The organism is Formosa sejongensis (genome assembly GCF_033447105.1).
In the GTDB taxonomy this organism is placed as follows: Bacteria; Bacteroidota; Bacteroidia; order Flavobacteriales; family Flavobacteriaceae; genus Formosa.
The window spans coordinates 1-16,198 of sequence record NZ_JAWQUN010000017.1 but is presented as its reverse complement, the minus strand read 5'-3'; the positions used below and the strand labels follow the sequence as shown (position 1 = coordinate 16,198).

At 32.3% G+C, this 16,198-nt stretch carries 12 protein-coding genes and 1 pseudogene; 10 read left to right on the top strand and 3 right to left on the bottom strand.

Going from position 1 to position 16,198, the window contains the following annotated elements:
- Nucleotides 1-30 precede the first annotated feature (30 nt).
- The 4 genes from R6X41_RS14465 (at nucleotide 31) to R6X41_RS14450 (ending at nucleotide 4,559) form a co-directional block, all read left to right on the top strand.
- Nucleotides 31-1,401, top strand: coding sequence for an HTTM domain-containing protein (locus tag R6X41_RS14465; RefSeq protein WP_318501057.1), 1,371 nt, complete (start codon nucleotides 31-33; stop codon nucleotides 1,399-1,401).
- A gap of 135 nt (nucleotides 1,402-1,536) precedes the next feature.
- The gene (locus R6X41_RS14460) at nucleotides 1,537-1,929 is read left to right on the top strand and encodes a hypothetical protein (RefSeq protein ID WP_318501056.1); all 393 of its coding nucleotides are present in this window, start codon (nucleotides 1,537-1,539) and stop codon (nucleotides 1,927-1,929) included.
- Between the two features lie 355 nt (nucleotides 1,930-2,284).
- Nucleotides 2,285-3,757 (top strand): IMP dehydrogenase, encoded by a 1,473-nt coding sequence (gene guaB / locus R6X41_RS14455; protein WP_318501129.1) that lies wholly within the window; start codon nucleotides 2,285-2,287, stop codon nucleotides 3,755-3,757.
- Nucleotides 3,758-3,923: 166 nt separating this feature from the next.
- Nucleotides 3,924-4,559, top strand: coding sequence for a sterol desaturase family protein (locus R6X41_RS14450; RefSeq protein ID WP_318501055.1), 636 nt, complete (start codon nucleotides 3,924-3,926; stop codon nucleotides 4,557-4,559).
- On the opposite strand, the gene R6X41_RS14445 is transcribed toward R6X41_RS14450, so the two are convergent.
- The gene (locus R6X41_RS14445) at nucleotides 4,556-5,590 is read right to left on the bottom strand and encodes an AI-2E family transporter (protein WP_318501054.1); all 1,035 of its coding nucleotides are present in this window, start codon (nucleotides 5,588-5,590) and stop codon (nucleotides 4,556-4,558) included. The genes R6X41_RS14450 and R6X41_RS14445 overlap by 4 nt on opposite strands.
- A 91-nt stretch (nucleotides 5,591-5,681) precedes the next feature.
- Nucleotides 5,682-5,924, bottom strand: a complete 243-nt coding sequence (locus tag R6X41_RS14440; RefSeq protein ID WP_318501053.1) for a hypothetical protein — start codon at nucleotides 5,922-5,924, stop codon at nucleotides 5,682-5,684.
- A 278-nt stretch (nucleotides 5,925-6,202) separates the two neighbouring features.
- Between R6X41_RS14440 and R6X41_RS14435 the strand changes: the two genes are divergently transcribed.
- From R6X41_RS14435 to R6X41_RS14420, 4 genes are read left to right on the top strand one after another with little or no spacing between them, the layout of a single operon-like run.
- A complete protein-coding gene (locus tag R6X41_RS14435; RefSeq protein ID WP_318501052.1) occupies nucleotides 6,203-8,158 on the top strand; it encodes a peptidylprolyl isomerase in 1,956 nt (651 codons plus the stop codon).
- Nucleotides 8,159-9,010, top strand: coding sequence for a peptidyl-prolyl cis-trans isomerase (locus R6X41_RS14430; RefSeq protein ID WP_318501051.1), 852 nt, complete (start codon nucleotides 8,159-8,161; stop codon nucleotides 9,008-9,010). It abuts the gene before it with no gap.
- Nucleotides 8,994-10,439 carry a peptidylprolyl isomerase gene (locus R6X41_RS14425; protein WP_318501050.1) on the top strand — a complete coding sequence of 482 codons (1,446 nt, stop codon included), beginning with the start codon at nucleotides 8,994-8,996 and terminating at the stop codon, nucleotides 10,437-10,439. Before R6X41_RS14430 ends, R6X41_RS14425 begins: the two co-directional genes overlap by 17 nt.
- A gap of 2 nt (nucleotides 10,440-10,441) precedes the next feature.
- Nucleotides 10,442-11,395: an AAA family ATPase gene (locus tag R6X41_RS14420; protein WP_318501049.1), complete on the top strand. Its 954-nt coding sequence runs from the start codon at nucleotides 10,442-10,444 to the stop codon at nucleotides 11,393-11,395.
- Between the two features lie 31 nt (nucleotides 11,396-11,426).
- Here the strand turns inward: R6X41_RS14420 and R6X41_RS14415 are convergent, their stop codons facing one another.
- Complete coding sequence (locus tag R6X41_RS14415; RefSeq protein WP_412176271.1) at nucleotides 11,427-12,329, bottom strand: DUF8201 family protein; 903 nt, start codon at nucleotides 12,327-12,329, stop codon at nucleotides 11,427-11,429.
- A gap of 56 nt (nucleotides 12,330-12,385) precedes the next feature.
- Between R6X41_RS14415 and R6X41_RS14410 the strand changes: the two are divergent.
- Nucleotides 12,386-12,493 (top strand): annotated as a pseudogene (locus tag R6X41_RS14410) (AAA family ATPase); the annotation flags it as partial.
- A gap of 695 nt (nucleotides 12,494-13,188) precedes the next feature.
- Nucleotides 13,189-15,966 carry a bifunctional aconitate hydratase 2/2-methylisocitrate dehydratase gene (locus R6X41_RS14405; RefSeq protein WP_318501047.1) on the top strand — a complete coding sequence of 926 codons (2,778 nt, stop codon included), beginning with the start codon at nucleotides 13,189-13,191 and terminating at the stop codon, nucleotides 15,964-15,966.
- Nucleotides 15,967-16,198: the final 232 nt, after the last annotated feature.

Sequence of the window (16,198 nt, the reverse complement as noted above, 5' to 3'; positions counted from 1 at the left end):
ATGAACGCTAAAAATTAAGTTTAAAATATTATGTTGAATGTGAATACTTACTTACATAAAACTACGAGTCCAGCACCTTTAGTAGTGTTTAGAGTCTGTTTTGGTTTGTTAATGTTTGCGAGTTTAATAAGTTTTTGGCAAAAAGGGTGGATAGAATCTTTGTATTTAGAACCTAAAATTCATTTCACATTTTATGCTTTCGAATGGGTAAAACCATTTGGTATATACACTTACGCTTTGTTTGCTTTGTGTGCCTTATCTTCTGTGTTTGTAGCTTTTGGTTTTAAATATAGGATTGCAATAGTGGCCTTCTTTTTAAGTTTTACATATATTCAATTCTTGGATAAAACGATGTATCAATCGGCTTCTTATTTTATAATGATATTAAGTTTTTTAATGATATTTCTGCCAGCAAATGTTGCTTTTTCATTAGATTCTTTACGTTCTAGGCGCTCGTATCGTACCATTCCAAAATGGTGTGTAGATAGTGTGAAATTCATGTTTTTTATTGTGTTCTTTTATTCTGGGTTGGCAAAGTTAAATTCCGATTGGTTATTAAGAGCAATGCCATTAGAGTTATGGTTAACTTCAAATAAAAATATTCCGTTTATAGGGGAATCTTTATTACAATCGAGTTGGTTTCACTATGCTTTAAGTTGGAGTTTTATGCTTTTAGATTTAGCACTACCGTTTTTGTTACTTAGTAAACGCACGCGATTATTAGCTTTTATTTTGCTAATTGCTTATCAATTGTTATCGCAAACGCTATTCCCAATGGGGATGTTTCCTTTAATACTAATTATTAGTGCGCCTATTTTTTTCTCAGCCGAATGGCATCAAAAGGCACTCTTAATCTTACGCGCATTTTTATCGCCAATTCAGCATGTATTGAACCTGTCTTCAGCATTAAAAATGTCTAAAAATTTTCAATATAGAACAGTGTTACCAATATGGATTGTAGGACTATTTTTTGTTTTTCAACTGTTGTTTCCGTTGCGCTATGTGTTATACGAAGGAGAGTTGTTTTGGACAGGCGAGGGGTATTTGTTTTCATGGCGGACTTCACTCATAGAGAAATCTGGAACAACCACATTTAAAGTGATTGATTCCGAAACGGGAGAGGAGTTTCTAATTGATAATTCCGATTTTTTAACGTCAAGACAAGAAAATCAAATGAGCTATCAACCCGATTTTATTCTTGAATACGCGCATTATTTAGGACGACATTTTATATCTGAAGGACATAATCAAATTGAAGTTTACGCAGAAGGAACGGTGTCGCTCAACGGTAGACAAAGTGAGCCTTATTTAAATTCTGAAGTTGATTTATTTCAGCAAAAAGAATCTTTTAAACATAAAACATGGATATTGCCTTTTCATGATAAAATAAAAGGGTTTTAATACTGAATTTCTATCTTAAATTATTTAAAAAATCTCTAAAACTACTAAGGAAACCACTTTCATTATGTGGAGGCAATATTTGTAAAAATATTAAACTTATAGCTACCAACTAATTATCATTACTAAATAATAAAAATGAATACAAAATTATTAATGACCGCAAGTGCATTATTCTTGGGAATTATTGGAATCCTTCTTTCTTTTTTACCAGATGAAATAGCGAACTATCTAAATGTTGAACCAAATATTATTACAATACTCTTTTTGAAAATATTGAGTGCATTATATTTGGGTTTTGCAATATTAAATGGGATGGCAAAAGGAACTCTAATTGGAGGAATATATAATAGACCCATTGCAATTGGAAATCTTATGCATTTTGGAGTTGGGGCAATTGCATTAGTTAAAATTTTCACGAATATAAAAACACATACAGAGATTATTATTTCACTCACAGTAATATATGTGATTTTTACGATACTTTTTGCTTATGTATTTAGAACTAATCCTACTAAAATAGAACAGTAGAGATAAAAAACTATCGTCAAACCTTGTATAAAAAAATGAAACAGCTGAAGTTTTTGGTTTAGATCTGTTTCACAGCGAAGAGTTAGCATGGCAAGAATCTGTGTACAAAAAAACGGATGTTAAAAGTTTAAATTAGATTTGTTAAATATCTAAAGGAAAAGGTGTCTACAGATGGTTTGTTAAGAGGGTGCTAAAATTTTCGGTCAATTTATAAAAAAACAAGATGACAAATATTATTATGCTGTAAAGGCACATTTTCAGTATTTAAAAACGTCCGATTAAAAATACGTGAATTCACTTCCGTTTATACTATTAAAAATAGTATATTTGCATGCAATTACATCTTAATTGCACCATGACAGCACACGAAAACAAAATTATAGGCGAAGGACTAACCTACGACGACGTTTTATTAGTTCCAGCATTCTCCGAAATTTTACCAAGAGAGGTAAATATTCAAACAAAATTTACACGAAACATTACTATTAATGTACCTATTATTTCTGCAGCCATGGATACGGTTACAGAAAGCGCTATGGCAATTGCTATTGCTAGAGAAGGTGGTATTGGTGTGTTGCATAAAAACATGACGATTACGCAACAAGCTCAAGAAGTGCGTAAAGTTAAACGTGCAGAAAGCGGTATGATTATCGATCCTGTAACTTTGCCTTTAACCGCTAAAGTTATAGATGCTAAAAATAGTATGCGTGAGCATAGTATTGGTGGAATTCCTATTGTAGATGAAAATGGAATATTAAAAGGTATTGTTACCAATAGAGATTTACGTTTCGAACATGAAAATGATCGTCCGATTGTTGAAATCATGACTACAAAAAATTTAGTAACTGCAGCAGAAGGGACTTCCTTAAAAGATGCTGAAGTTATCTTACAAGAAAAGAAAATTGAAAAATTACCAGTAGTAGATGCCGATTATAAATTAATTGGACTAATTACTTTTAGAGATATTACAAAACTTACCCAAAAACCTATTGCGAATAAAGATACTTACGGACGTTTACGTGTAGCTGCTGCTATTGGAGTAACTGCCGATGCTGTAGACCGTGCCGAAGCATTATACAATGCGGGTATCGATGCTATTATTATAGATACAGCTCATGGACATACAAAAGGTGTGGTAAATGTATTAAAAGCGGTAAAAGCGAAATTTCCAGATTTAGATGTCGTTGTAGGAAATATTGCAACAGCCGAAGCTGCTAAATATTTGGTTGCAGCTGGTGCAGATGCTGTTAAAGTAGGTATTGGACCTGGATCTATTTGTACAACTCGTATCGTAGCAGGAGTTGGTTTTCCTCAGTTCTCTGCAGTATTAGAAGTGGCTGCAGCCATAAAAGGTTCTGGTGTCCCTGTTATTGCAGATGGTGGAATTCGTTATACAGGAGATATTCCTAAAGCTATTGCAGCAGGTGCAGACACTGTAATGTTAGGGTCGTTATTAGCAGGTACTAAAGAATCGCCTGGTGATACTATTATTTACGAAGGAAGAAAATTTAAATCGTATCGCGGAATGGGTTCTGTTGAAGCTATGAAAGAAGGTAGTAAAGACCGTTATTTCCAAGATATAGAAGACGATATTAAAAAATTAGTACCAGAAGGTATTGTAGGACGTGTAGATTATAAAGGTGATTTATACGAAAGTATTCATCAGTTTGTTGGTGGTTTACGTGCAGGTATGGGGTATTGTGGTGCAAAAGATATTGCGACGTTAAAAGAAACAGGACGTTTTGTAAAAATAACAGCTAGTGGGATTAATGAAAGTCATCCGCATGATGTTACCATTACAAATGAATCTCCAAACTATTCAAGATAGAAGGTTTTTAAGGAAGTAATTAAAGCTTTCATTATCATAATAAAAAACTCCAATTAGAACACTTTTAAGTTTTAATTGGAGTTTTTTATGTTATTTTTTATGGGTTTTAATTATTTGGTTTTTAAAATTCCGGATATTTTGTATTTTTATTGCAAAAATAAAGATAATGGAACCACAACTTTCTAAAAAGTATGAACATGGCCAGGCTCAGATATTTAAGAATCCATTTCTAGAGTCCTTAACAAAAACCAACCCTGTTTCAAATATTATAATATACGGATTAGCTATTACGCTAATGGTATACTGGGCAATTTCAGTTCAAGGAATCTCGATATTAAATTTTATAGGACTGTATGTGTTTGGAATGTGTTTCTGGACTCTTGCCGAATATATTTTACATCGTTATGTTTTTCATTGGGTTACCGATGCCGAATGGTCTAAACGTTTTCATTTTGTAATGCACGGCTCTCATCATGAATTTCCAAGAGACAAAGACCGTTTATTAATGCCTCCAGTTCCTGGTTTAATCTTAGCGAGTTTTCTGTTCGGAATATTCTTTGTCGTGTTTTGGTTACTAGGAATTACCACTTTGGTTTATGGTTTCTTCCCTGGTTTCTTTAGTGGGTATTTAATGTATTCATTTGTACATCGCGCTACTCATGTTAATAGACCACCAAAACGATTTAAGAAGTTATGGTTGCATCACAGTTTACATCATTATAAATATCCTAATAAAGCATTTGGTGTTTCAAACCGGTTTTGGGATAGAGTATTTGGAACCATGCCTCCAGAACGGCATTAACCTTTAGATAGAATACTGGCAATAAGTTTTGTGCTAGGAAACTGTTCTAAAATAATTTTCACGAAAACCGTTATAGGTATTGCCATAATTAAACCTGGGATGCCCCAGATAAATCCCCATAACATAAGCATTACAAGTACCGTAATGATGTTTATTGAAAAAGATTTTCCCATAAATACAGGTTCTAAGATCGTTCCAAACATAACTTGAACTCCTGTAATACTCATTATAAAAAAGAATAAGGTACTGCTTACTTCTATTTCTACAAAAGCGAAGATAGACAGTAATATTACAGTTATAAAAGAGCCCACCATTTGTATAAAGTTGATGATAAATGCAAATAACCCCCAGAATATAGGAAAACTAACATCGAAAGCATAACATGCTAATCCCGTGAAAATCCCTGTCATTAGACTTACAAAAACCTTTACTTTAATAAATTTTATAAGATCTTTTTCGATTTTCATAAAGGTTTTGACCGAGGTATGTTTTTGTTTTAAAATAGTGCGATTTAATAAGTTATGAACGTTTATGGATTCTGCTAGCCATAATACAACGAAGAACGCTGTCATTAAGACCATAGTTATCGTAGAGCGCAGGAAATTTATTGTTGGCCCCAAATTACTAACAAGCGTGTCCTTATCTAATAATTGTTCAGAAATACTAATGTTATCTTTAATAAAATCGGTACCAAAGAAATCTTCTATATTAAAAATTAAATACTTAAGTTTCTGTTCAGCTTTAAATATAAATGCATCACTAGTAGATAAAATTTCTCTACTAGATAACTGTATTAGAAAGCTAGCTAACTTAAAAAAGACTAATATGATTAGCACAATAACAATTATGCTTACAGCTTTAGGTAAATTCCGTTTTGTTAACCATCTCATTATTGGTAAGAAAAGTAACGCAATAAACATAGAGAAAATAAGGGGTACAAAAATAAATGAAAGTATTTTTAGTAAATAAAATACTAACGGAATTACAATAATAAATAATAATAAATTAGTTGTTCGTCTATCGTTTAACATAGTAAAGGGCACTTGAAAATTTCAATGTGCAAATGTAGTTTAAAACCATATAGAATAGGCGTGAAAATATCATAAATATTAATGTGGTTTTCTACGATTCTGATAAGTATACTTGTCCGCGATGTGGTTTTAAACGATCTCGTAAAGGTTTCATTTCCGACTCGTTAACCACCATAAACGCAATGGCATGCATATCGGTTATAGCAGAAAAGCCGGTTATAGAAATATCTAATTTTTCACGTTCTATATATTCTTTTAAATGGATTTCATGATGCTCTGCGGTTTTTAAAGCGTGAGGTCCTCGAAAATCCCAAATTAATTTTAGTTGTCGCATGTGTTAAAGTTTTAACAAAAATACGAATTCCTTTTTCAGGTTTTGTCTTCTCGCAGTATATTGTGCCTTGTTTTTAAAGTATAATTTAAACCAGTGTTTAGTAGTGTTATACATAATAAGTACAGAGTTAAATTCATTTTTAGTGATCCAAACCTTATAATCTAATCTTTAAAAGCCTCTAGCTATTAAAAATACTAAAGTTTACTTAACTACGTTTGTTAAAGCAACTTGCTTTATATGTTTATATTGCTATTTTTGTTCACATTAAATTATTAATAATGAAATTGAAATCCGTTTTATGTTTGCTTTTGCTTGCCGTTTCTTTTATTGGTACTGCACAAATTACTACAGATGATGTTCTTTTTAAGGTGGATGAAACACCTGTATATGCATCAGAATTTGTTAGAGTTTACAACAAGAATTTAGATTTAGTTAAAGACGAATCTCAAAAAGATGTAGATGCTTACCTGCAATTATTCATTAATTATAAATTAAAATTAGCTGAGGCGAATTCATTAAAATTTAATGAAAAGATATCTTATAAAAAAGAATTACAATCCTACAGAAATCAATTAGCTCAAAATTATTTAACCGATAATACGGTTACCGAAGAATTGGTAGAAGAGGCTTATTTGCGATTAAAAACAGATGTACAAGCCCGCCATATTTTAGTGAAAGTAGATCCAAATGCATCTCCACAAGATACTTTGTTCGCTTATATGGAAATTGTGAAATTGAGAAAACGTTTAATCGATGAAGGCTTCGATGATGTTAAAAAAGAAGTTCATAATGGTGAAAGTGTTTATGTTGAAGATTTAGGATATTTCTCGGCTTTTAAAATGGTTTATAGTTTTGAAAATGCAGCGTATAATACACAAGTAGGAGATGTTTCTCAACCATTCAGAACCCGTTTTGGGTATCATGTTGTGCAAGTTACAGACAAACGACCAGCACTTGGTACTGTTAAGGTGTCGCATATAATGGTAGCGAATAATAAAGTAGGGGATACTATTTCAGATCCTGAAGCTAGAATTAGTGAAATCTATAAGAAATTAAATCAAGGGGAAAGTTTTGAAACCTTGGCAAAACAGTTTTCAGATGATAAGTCTTCTGCAGATAAAGGAGGCGAGTTATCTCCTTTTTCTTCGGGACAATTATCGTCTAAAGAGTTTGAAGAACAAGCCTTTAGTTTAGTGCTTATAGGAAACGTTTCAGAACCTTTTAAAACGGATTTCGGCTGGCATATTGTGAAATTATTAGAAAAAAAACCTGTGCCTTCATTTGATGAAACGAAAGCAGAACTTGAAGAAAAGGTGAAACAAGATAGCCGTTCTGAGCGAATTAACGAGACTCGTATTCAAGATTTAAAAATTAATTATAAGATTGCAGATGTGCAACCCGCTTTGCCTTATTTTATTAAGATTTTAAATAAAAATTATTATAAAAATACTTGGGAATTGCCTTCAAATTTTAAAGGAGAGAATACGTTATTTACTCTAGGTGTGAAAACCTTTAGTTATTACGATTTTGGATTATTTATGCAACAACGTCAATCTCTGTTTACTGATAAAACACCTTATAGTAAAATTGTAGATGTAAATTATGAGGCGTTTTTAGATCGGGAATTAAAAGCGTATCAAGAAGCTAATTTAGAACTAGAAAATCCTGAGTTTGCCAATATTGTTGGTGAATATAGAGACGGTTTATTATTGTTCGACTTAATGGATTCCGAAATCTGGAATTCTGGAAATTCAGATACTATAGCCGTGCAAGCCTATTACAATATTCATAAAAACGATTACAATTGGGAGCCCCGTGTAGATGCAATTGTAGGGGCTTCAGTTAGTAAAAAGGATATTAAGAAGGTTGCCAAATTATTAAAAAAGAATGTACCTTTAGAAGACATTAAATCAAAATTAAATGTATCCGACGAAATTCATGTCATATTTACGACAGGAATTTTTGAACTAAATAATCAGAGCCTTCCAGAAAATTTTGAATTTAAATCAGGGATTTCAGAAATATACGAATTTAACGAGGGGTATATTGTAGCAAAAGTGAATAAAGTACTTCCAAAAACACCCAAATCTTACGAAGACGCCAGAGGTACTGTAATTAGTGATTTTCAAACAGAAAAAGAAGACCTATGGATGCAAGAATTATATACTAAATATACAATTACAATTAACGAAAGTGTATTAACTAAAGTAAGAAATCAAATTAATAACCAATAATTGAACGGAAAAATTTTAATAGTATTCGCATTACTAAGTTTAACGTCATGTCAACTTTTTAAAAACGAAGATACGCGTATTCCAGTCGCTCGTGTTAACGATTCTTTTTTGTATCTAGAAGATATAAAGGAGTTGGTTGATGAAGGCACTCCTAAGGAAGATAGTACGCTTTTGGTTCAGAATTTTATTACACGTTGGGCGACTCAAGAACTGCTAGTAGATGGTGCTAAACGGAATTTAAATGAAACAAAACTAGACAACTTTCAACGTTTAGTCAATCAGTATAAAAGAGACCTATATTCCAAAGCCTATTTAGAAGCTTTGGTGCAACGCAGTATAGATACAGCGGTGTCTATATCTGAAGCCGAAAAGTATTACAAAGCAAATATAGAAGCATTTAAATTAAATGAAGATTTAATCAAGTTTCGTTATATAAATGTAGACGAAAATAGGTTGGATTTTAAAGATCTTCAGACCAAATTTAAACGATTTAATACTGAAGATAAAAAGGAATTAGACTCTATCTCAATTCAATTTAAATCCTATGCAATAAACGACTCTATTTGGATAAAGGTAAGTCAAGTTTTAAGTAAGATTCCAGTGGTTTCAGCCGAAAATAGAGAGCAACTGTTAAAAAAATCTAATTTTATACAACTCAAAGATTCATTAGGAGTATATTTGATGCATGTTAACGACGTTTTATTACGTGGTAGCACGGCACCATTGGAATACGTGAAACCTACCATTGATCAAATCGTGATTAATAAAAGAAAATTAGAACTCATTAGAGATTTAGAAAAAGATATTACAAAAGATGCAATTAAGAACAAACAATTTGAAATCTATAATTAACCTAAAACAGGCTTTATTTTTAAGCTTTATCCTTTCTGTAAATAGCATATTTGCACAAGAAATTATCCCAGACGAAGTTCCAGAAACAAAAGCAGTAGTTGAGCCAAAAAAGGTAAAAGACTCTGTAGTTAGTGCAGGAGCTGTAAAAATTGATGGTGTTGCAGCTGTAGTTGGAGATTATATTGTTTTGGATTCAGATGTCGATAAAACAATTCTACAATATCAAGCTCAGGGTATAGATACTGAATCTATTACAAGTTGTGAATTATTCGGAACGCTTCTAGAACAAAAATTATATGCACATCAAGCAATACAAGATAGTATTGTGGTAGCTGATCTTGAGATTTACCAGATTGTAGATCAAACAATTCAACAATTTTTGCAACAAACCAATGGGTCTATGGATGCCTTATTAAAGGTGTATGATAAGGAAAATGAACAAAGTCTGAGAGATGAAATATTTGAAATTAATAAGACTCAGAAACTTGCTCAATTAATGCAAATGAAGATTATAGAAGATGTTGAAATTACTCCTGAAGAAGTTCGTGAGTTTTTTAATGCTATACCTGAAGATGAACGCCCTGTGTTTGGAACTGAATTAAGAGTGGCACAAATTGTAGTTGAACCAGAAGTTACTGAAGCTGAAAAAGAAAAAGTAATAGTACGTTTAAAAGAAATGAAAGCAGATGTTTTAGAAAATGGAGCTAGTTTCCGTTCTAAAGTGGTGTTGTATACAGACGATAAAGCCTCTGTTGGAAACGGTGGTTTATATACGCTAAACCGTAAGCAGCCTAAAATGGTTAAGGAATTTAGACAGGTTGCATTTTCATTAAAAGAAGGTGAGATTTCTGAACCTTTTGCTACAGAATACGGGTATCATATTATTTATTTAGAAAAAATTAGAGGTCAAGAATACGATGTGCGTCATGTATTATTAATTCCTGAAGTGTCTAATGAACAAATTACAGGTGCTAAAGAAAAAATAGATAGTGTAAGAGTCGAAATTGTAAATGAAGAAATTACGTTTTCTGATGCTGCTAAAAAATATAGTGAAGAAACAGAAACCAAGTACGACGGTGGACAATTAATAAATCCACAGACCCAAGATTATAATTTTGAATTAACGAAAATGGATACTGAATTGTATGGCCAAATTCAAAGTTTAGAAGACAACGAAATCAGTTTAGTATTAAAGGATCAAGATCGAACAGGAAAAATTTCTTTTAAAATTCTTACTGTAACCGAACGTGTAGACGAACATGTTGCAAACTATGCTCAAGATTATCTTAAAATTAAAGAGTTAGCCTTAGATGAAAAGCGTTTAAAAGCGATTGAAAAATGGCAAGATGAAACGATTTCTGAGACTTATATAAAAATAAGTGGTGGTTATCGAGATTGTGATTTTGCAAGTAACTGGTTAAAAAAATAAGGATGTCAGACGTTGCTGCTGTAGAACAATTTGTTAAGAAATTTGGCGCTTTAAAAACCGAAATATCTAAGATTATTATTGGTCAAGATCAGGTAGTAGAGCAGATATTAATTTCGATTTTCTCTGGTGGTCATGCCTTATTAATTGGTGTTCCTGGATTAGCTAAAACCTTAATGGTGAACACCATTTCTCAAGCTTTAGGATTAGATTTTAAACGTATTCAGTTTACGCCAGATTTAATGCCTAGTGATATTTTAGGAAGTGAAATTTTAGACGAAAGCAGAAATTTTAAGTTTATAAAAGGCCCTATTTTTGCGAATATTATTTTAGCAGACGAAATTAACAGAACGCCTCCAAAAACACAAGCAGCCTTATTAGAAGCGATGCAAGAACGCTCTGTAACTGTAGCAGGACAACATTACAAATTAAATCTTCCTTATTTTGTTTTAGCTACTCAAAACCCGATAGAGCAGGAGGGAACGTACCCGTTGCCAGAAGCCCAATTAGACCGTTTTATGTTTGCGATTCATTTAGATTATCCATCGTTTCAAGAAGAAGTAGATGTGGTAAAAGCAACCACGACAGATAAAGTTGTTACGGTAAACCCATTATTTAGTGCAGACGAGATTGTTAATTTTCAAAAACTTATACGTCGTGTGCCAGTAGCCGATAATGTTATTGAGTATGCGGTAAAAATGGTAGGCAAGACAAGACCAAATTCTGAAACTGCTCCAGAAATAGTTAAAAATTATCTCGATTGGGGTGCCGGTCCAAGAGCATCTCAAAATCTTATATTAGCAGCCAAAACACATGCTGTTGTACGTGGCAAATTCTCACCAGACATAGAAGATGTTCAAGCCGTAGCTTTCGGTATTTTAAGACATCGTATCATTAAAAATTATAAGGCAGAAGCCGAAGGTGTTTCCGAAAGTAATATTATAAAAAGCTTGTTTTAATAATGTCAGTAAAGATTGACAAGGTTATTTTTCAATTCAACTTTTTAGATCTAAAACCATCATTTAGTTTTTTGGAACGTAATTCAGGAATATATTTATAGTATTTATGAAAGTATTCTATTTGTTTTTTATTAACGCAGGGTAGGTTTCCATCGCCTGTAATCCAAAAATATATATCTTCATTTGGCGAGTAAAATTCGAAACCATCAATAGTCTCTTTTGTGAAATCTGTAAGTGTTTTAGTATTCTTTTCCGGAGTAAAAATATTTTTCAGTTTAAAAGTATCTAATGTCATAGCAAAATGATTACTAGTAAAGCTATTTAAATTAATAGATATAAAGACAGGTATGGCCGTAATAATCGATGCGAAAACCACCAAATACACTTTTAAGTTCTTATTTTTTAATATAAAAGATAACTCCTGAATTGCCAAAAATGCTATAAAAACAAAAAAGAATCGATATTGAGGAGATGTGTGCCACAATGGTATGAATTGTAAAATAGCTAATAAGTATATAATTAATAGTGGTGTTTTATTTTTTAATTTATAGATAATCAAAGGAAAGGTTATTATTAAAATAAGATACATTTTGTTAAACAACCCGTCAAGTTTAGGTAAAAACAGCCAAAATTTAAATTTTTCCGAAAAATTATTAAATGTAATATTAGTATTATTCATACCTTCAAGGTAGGTTTCAGTTTTATAAAATTCGATAATGTTGCTTGGTACTTTCCAATCTAAATCTATTGAACCAAACTGTTGGATAGGGTATAATGGATAGCCTGAAATGATGATGTTTTTACTAATAAACAAAACAAAGGTTATCATGCTTAATATTAAATATGAACCAGTTTGTTTCTTTAAAATATTGAAATGTTTAATTAAAAGGATTAAAGGTAAAATTAATAAAGAAGCAATTGTTAGTAACTTCAATTAATAATTGCAAAATACAATTTAAAAACTTTGGATTAATTTTACCAGACATATAAGATATTCTAGCCGGAGCTTTCGGTGTTTTAAGACATCGTAGCATTAAAAATTATAAGGCAGAAGCCGAAGGTGTTTCCGAAAGTCATATTATTAAAAGTTTGTTTTAATTCAGTAAGTTTTTTACTGAATTTTGGAGGAGATTAAGCTATAGTATTTGGTTTACGTCCACCATGCCAAGTGCTGTTATTTTTCAATAGGTCCTATTTATTTATAACCATTTTTAGTTTTTTTCTTCTTTTTCCCCTTCATATGGTAAACATTTATTGAAATGCCTATAATTGTATTAAGATATTCTAAATTTGTGATTATTTTTTTAAAATAATTTAAAGAATTCGTAATAATTGTATTAAAAATAAAGGTTAATCGCAATGATGTTTAATTTTTATGGTACTATAAAAATTTAGTATCATTTATGAGTGTATTACAGGCTTTCTTTTTAAAACTTTGCCTTAAATTTTTTATGTTTGCAAAGTTTTAAAAAGAAGTTGTCTAGTATTTGATATCTATAGGGTTAAAGAGTAATCTCAATAAGGACGTTATGTGTGGGTAGTGTGCAAGAAATTGTAGAAAATCCTAAATACAATCTGAAAAAAAATTACAATTCTAGGGACAAAAGCCAACAAATGAATTTACATGAAGAAAATTTTATATCGATTTCGCTCCTGTAAGTTTGGCCTGTCAAGATACAAATACAGAGATAGTTATTTTGCGATTTAAGCAAATAGGAAAAACGGAATTTATTTACAAATTACAGTTTTATAAACTTACACTAATCTAATATTGATAAAAAAAAATATTATTTATGACTACTTATAAAGATTACATTAAGGAGATCGAAGAACGAAAAGGTCAGGGACTTCATCCAAAGCCAATTGATGGTGCTGAATTACTAAGCGAAATCATTGCTCAAATTAAAGATTTAGATAATGAGTATAGAGCAGATTCTCTTAACTTTTTTATCTATAATGTTTTACCTGGTACTACAAGTGCTGCTAGTGTAAAAGCTAAGTTTTTAAAGGAGATTATTCTTGGTGAATCTGTAGTCGAAGAAATTACACCTGCTTTTGCTTTAGAGCAATTGTCACACATGAAAGGAGGATCTTCAATAGAGGTCTTGTTGGATTTTGCCTTAGGTGAAGATGTTGAAAGAGCAAAAGAAGCTGCAGCTGTTTTAAAGACTCAAGTGTTCCTTTATGAGGCAGATACAGACCGTTTAAAAGAGGCTTTCCAAAGTGGTAATGTAATTGCTAAAGAAATTATAGAAAGCTACGCTAAAGCTGAGTTTTTTACTAAACTTCCAGAAATTGATGAAGAAATTAAGATCGTTACATTTGTAGCAGGTATCGGAGATATATCTACAGACTTATTGTCTCCAGGTGGAGATGCACACTCACGTTCTGATAGAGAGTTACATGGTCAATGTTTATTCGAACATAACAAAGCCCAACAAAACGAATTAAAAGCAGTACAAAAAGCACACCCAGATAAGCGTGTGATGCTTATTGCAGAAAAAGGTACAATGGGAGTTGGGTCATCAAGAATGTCTGGTGTAAACAACGTAGCATTATGGACAGGTATAAAAGCAAGCCCATATGTTCCATTTATAAATATCGCTCCAATTATAGCGGGTACTAACGGAATTTCTCCAATTTTCTTAACAACTGTTGGTGTAACCGGAGGTATCGGGATCGATCTTAAAAACTGGGTTAAAAAGCAAGATGCTGAAGGTAATACGGTAAGAGACGAAAGTGGTGACCCTATTCTTGAAGAAACTTATTCTGTTGCTACAGGAACTGTGCTTACAGTGAATACTAAAAAGAAAAAATTATATAATGGTGATCAGGAATTAATGGATATTTCTGCATCATTAACACCTCAAAAAGTTGAGTTTATAAAAGCTGGAGGATCTTATGCTGTTGTATTTGGTAAAAAACTTCAAACATTTGCTTCTAAAGTATTAGGTGTTGATGTTGTGCCAGTATATGCAACGTCAAAAGAAATTACAATTGAAGGACAAGGTCTTACTGCAGTAGAAAAAATATTTAATAAAAATGCCGTTGGTGTAACTCCAGGCGCAATATTACATGCGGGTTCTGATGTTCGTGTAGAGGTAAATATTGTAGGTTCGCAAGATACTACAGGTTTAATGACATCGCAAGAGTTAGAGATGATGGCTGCTACAATTATATCACCAATTGTAGACGGTGCTTACCAATCAGGTTGTCATACAGCTTCTGTATGGGATAATAAATCTAAAGCAAACATTCCTAGATTGATGAAATTTATGAATGATTTCGGATTGATTACTGCAAGAGATCCTGAAAACAAATATAAAGCAATGACCGATGTGATTCACAAGGTTCTTAACGACATTACTATCGATGATTGGGCAATAATCATTGGTGGGGATTCCCATACAAGAATGTCTAAAGGTGTTGCTTTTGGTGCAGATTCAGGAACAGTTGCTTTAGCACTTGCTACTGGTGAAGCATCTATGCCTATTCCAGAATCTGTAAAAGTGACGTTTAAAGGGGAAATGAAAAGCTATATGGATTTTCGTGATGTTGTTCATGCAACGCAACAACAAATGCTTTCTCAATTTGGAGGAGATAACGTATTCCAAGGTAGAATTATCGAGGTTCATTTAGGAACACTTACTGCCGATCAAGCCTTTACATTTACCGATTGGACTGCCGAGATGAAAGCAAAAGCATCTATCTGTATTTCTGAAGATGATACTTTAATTGAATCTTTAGAGATTGCTAAAAGTAGAATCCAAATCATGATTGATAAAGGAATGGACAATAAGTTACATGTTCTTCAAGGTTTAATCAATAAAGCAAACAAAAGAATCGAAGAGATTAAAACAGGTGATAAACCAGCATTAACTCCAGATTCTAATGCAAAATACTTCGCCGAGGTTGTTGTAGATTTAGATCAAATCGTTGAGCCAATGATTGCCGATCCAGATGTAAATAACGCTGATGTTTCTAAACGTTATACGCATGATACCATTAGACCATTATCTTTTTATGGTGGTACTAAAAAAGTAGACTTAGGATTTATCGGGTCTTGTATGGTGCATAAAGGGGATATGAAAATTTTAGCTCAAATGTTAAAGAACATTGAGGCACAACAAGGGAAAGTTGAGTTTAATGCTCCTCTTGTGGTTGCTCCTCCGACTTACAACATTGTAGATGAGTTAAAAGCAGAAGGCGATTGGGAAGTATTGCAAAAATACTCTGGTTTTGAGTTTGACGACAATGATCCAAAAGCTTCAGCACGTACTAAATACGAAAACATGTTGTACTTAGAGCGTCCAGGTTGTAACCTTTGTATGGGTAACCAAGAAAAAGCAGAACCAGGCGATACTGTAATGGCGACGTCTACGCGTTTATTCCAAGGAAGAGTTGTAAAAGATTCTGGTGAGAAAAAAGGAGAATCTTTATTATCATCAACTCCTGTAGTGGTTTTATCTACAATGTTAGGTAGAACACCTAATTTAGCTGAATATCAAGCTGCAGTAGAAGGAATTAACTTAACAAAGTTCAAACCTTCAAGTAAATTATTAGTAATGTAATTTTCAGATTACTTAATCATATTTAAAAAGCCCGATTCTTAAGAATCGGGCTTTTTTGTGTTTTTATGAATTGTTTTGGCTGTGTGAGTTCAATCAATTTAGGTAAAAGTTAAGACCGTTGCAAGGTCAAATCAATTGAATCTATTATTATATTGAATAACTGTTTGTAAATTAAGTTCTCAAGTCTTATTTTTAGGTTATGAAATTACAGAAAGCCCCAACCTTAGCGGAC